Annotated in this window: 4 protein-coding genes; all 4 read right to left on the bottom strand. The window is 48.7% G+C overall.

What is annotated here, in order from left to right; translation table 11 throughout:
* The coding region (locus tag Q0241_RS10690; RefSeq protein WP_299377179.1) for a phage tail sheath subtilisin-like domain-containing protein at positions 1-874 on the bottom strand (874 nt) is incomplete at its 3' end.
* A complete protein-coding gene (locus Q0241_RS10685) occupies positions 864-1340 on the bottom strand; it encodes a hypothetical protein (RefSeq protein WP_299377177.1) in 477 nt (158 codons plus the stop codon). The genes Q0241_RS10690 and Q0241_RS10685, both read right to left, overlap by 11 nt.
* The gene (locus Q0241_RS10680) at positions 1337-2026 is read right to left on the bottom strand and encodes a hypothetical protein (RefSeq protein WP_299377175.1); all 690 of its coding nucleotides are present in this window, start codon (positions 2024-2026) and stop codon (positions 1337-1339) included. Before Q0241_RS10680 ends, Q0241_RS10685 begins: the two co-directional genes overlap by 4 nt.
* Positions 2027-2046: 20 nt before the next feature.
* The coding region (locus tag Q0241_RS10675; RefSeq protein WP_299377173.1) for a hypothetical protein at positions 2047-2985 on the bottom strand (939 nt) is incomplete at its 5' end.

The raw sequence follows: 2985 nt of genomic DNA, 5'->3' as shown, positions 1-2985 counted from the left end.
CCAAAATCTGCGCGGTACGCACATAGTTCTCAAAGGCAAACAGCGGATCAGCCGTACAGGTCCGCGATCCCCAGAAACGGAAACCCTTTTCATTGATCAGCGTCGTAACGTCAGCCGCGTTCAAAACCCCGGCATCTGTCTGTGGATCCTGCAGATCAAAAAAGATATCCTTGGATAGTCCTGTCACCCCGTTCACAGGCACGTTGGACAGGGTTTTATGCCAGCCCACTTCGTTATCCAGTTTGGCACGCATCCCCAACGCCCGGGCAGTCGCATAGGCATTGCGTGTTGTACTGGTGTTGGTATCCCACGATACAAAATCCGGCCAGATGATCATCACTTCACGTTGACCAAATTTATCGCGGTAAATAATTGCATCTTCTTTAGTTTCGGCACCAAAGGCAGAAGCATAAACGAATGATCGGGTTTGCTGGGCAATTCCCGCAAGCTCTGCGGTAACAAATTCATCGTCCAGCCCCGGTGCGCCCAGAATGCGTGGCTGCACCCCAACCTGTGCTTTGGCAGCGGTAAGGGCATGGAGACCCGTTTTCATGCCATTGACAGTACCGCCAATAACATTTGTCCGGGTTTCGGCTTCGTCTGCGCCTTCTTCGACACGGACCACAACAACAAGCGGATTGTCCTGATCGATGATCGCATCCAGCACATAGGGCAAGGTGCCGTCGGTGCCCGCTTTATCGATACCCTCGTAAACATTGGTCAGAAGAACCGGGCGGTTTAGTGGGAAAAAATCGGCATCTGCGGTCGGGCCGGTACAGACCACACCAATAACGGCGGTCATAATAGTGCGGATCGGGCGAATGCCCTCGTTAATCTCTATAACGCGGACGCCGTGATGGTAATCAGCTGGCATGTGACATATCCTTTTTATGTGACTTCTTGCGGTGGTGAAGAATGTTGAAATCAGAAAGCAGCCGATAAAGTGCATTCGGGCTATATCTCTGGGCTTCGGAAAGGCCGATCGCGGCGGCACAGAATTCGGAACAAAACCATTTGTTCTTGCTGTGACGGGCAAGCGGCAGGACTTGCGACAACAGGATCCCCAACCAGTCGTACTTCAATTTTGCGTCGCATTTAGGATTGGCAAAGGTTTTCACTTTATGCGGAAAAACATCGTTCAAAGTCACCAAATCCCAATGGTCGGGATGCAGATCAATTGTTTTGTAACGGCATCCACCATCCCATTCGGATGATGAAACACACAGCCCCGTTTTGGGGTCGAGAACGATTTCACAATGGCTGTAAGGCCCGGATGTCCAGAAACGGATCAACCGGTTCCACCATTTTCCTTTGTTACGATAAAAGGCGACTTTGATCATGGCTCAATCCCCGAATCAATTTCAGGGATCGGCGGGAAATCTGCCTGAGGGTTATAGTCTTTGCAAGCATCAAGATTAGGCAGAAGCTTGATCGCTTTGATTTTGGCTTTTTTAATGCCGTGAACAGTGATGACAAAGACCCCAACGGCCTTAGCCAGTGCCATAAACTCGGCATCAGTTAGCGGTACTTCCTGATTGTCAGCCATGGAAAATTTAAGTTGGTTAGCCAGATCACCATCTTTGGCCATATTATCAAGGCCAACAATATTGACGCGATCTTGCAACTTGGTATCCACCACATAGCTTTCGCCGGGGGCTTTCTCCCACAGATAGCCGCCATCCTGCACTTGCAGGGCGTGGTTTTTGACCTGTGAAATCAGTTTCGATTTAGCCTGGTCAATCGTGATGTCCTGAACCTGATATTCTAGGGTACAGACCACTTCGCGTGGTTTGCTCTTAACACCAACAATGTTGACATTATGTCCTGTCACGATCTGCCATTCAGGATCTGGCATATTCGGATGGTCAGGAAACCCGATAACAAAAATATACAGATCCGCTAACTCATTAATCGTCATTGATGTGGCGTTATCTATTTTTGTGCCATCATAAGCCACAAGCCCACGAGGCGATTTCACCACACGCAGCGGGTTCAAATTTTCATCTGTGATTTGATAGAGAAACATGTAATTTCCTTATTGTGCGGTCATTGCGCTCGGGCAAATTTGAACGGGGTTTGCGCCCATGATGCTGTGATAAATTCGACACCCGATGCATTCCAAGACGTATCAGCCGTTCGCCATTTGAAACCGTTGCTATCGAAATCAATTGAGTAACCGGATGAATGTGAATATTCGCCTGCGGGATTATTTAAATACCGCATCTTTGTCACCGGATTTACGCCCTCGAATTCCTGCATCCAGTTACTTTCGCCATAGGCTGCTTTTCGGCAAAACAACAGACGCGGTGTAAAGTCCTTTGGCTCAAACGGCCCATCAGCAGACTGATTGCCAGGATGACCATCAAAACTTGAGAACTGCGCGACTTCGCGCCAGATGTAGAGCGTATAAACCCCGCTTGGCAGCGATCCGTTTAGGGTCACATTGTTAGCCGTTGAGCTAAACCAGCCGTTATCCGTTGCCGGGGTGGTTGCCACGTTCAAATGGGCATATTTACCGCTTGGCAATTTCTTGTGATAGATCCGGCGATTGCCCCCCGAATGAGGAACAACCCACGCATAATCAACCGGACCACCACAGTTATGAGGCACAGTAGAAGGCGCACCATTCACATGATTGATCTGGACAATATCAAATCCAGATTTAGCATCAGCCCGCCAGATATAGTCTTTGCGGATACCCTGATAAGCGAGGTTTGAACCTACCGTGTAACCGTTTGCAATAAATCCGGTTAAGCCATCGTTCTCAATAATCTGTGCATTAGGCGTATTTGTTTCCCACGCCTTTCCGGCACCGTTCAAAGTATCAACGGCCCGCCAGTTTGTGGATGCACTGATACATTTTGAAAGGACAAGGGTTTTTATATTCTGCGGGTTCCAAGGCAGATCAGAAACGTCATCGCCATTAGACCGTTGACGGATCGTAAAATAATCATCCGGGTTCAGGATATCTGGGCATTCAATATT

This window comes from uncultured Kiloniella sp., assembly GCF_937128705.1.
GTDB lineage: Bacteria > Pseudomonadota > Alphaproteobacteria > Kiloniellales > Kiloniellaceae > Kiloniella.
Note: the sequence above shows the minus strand (reverse complement) of the source record. Positions and strands in the feature narration are given on the sequence as shown.

What these genes read in the sequence shown, in the direction of transcription:
- Q0241_RS10685 (WP_299377177.1), bottom strand. Translation starts at nt 1,340, where the DNA reads ATGATCAAAGTCGCCTTTTATCGTAACAAAGGAAAATGGTGGAACCGG.
- Q0241_RS10680 (WP_299377175.1), bottom strand. Translation starts at nt 2,026, where the DNA reads ATGTTTCTCTATCAAATCACAGATGAAAATTTGAACCCGCTGCGTGTG.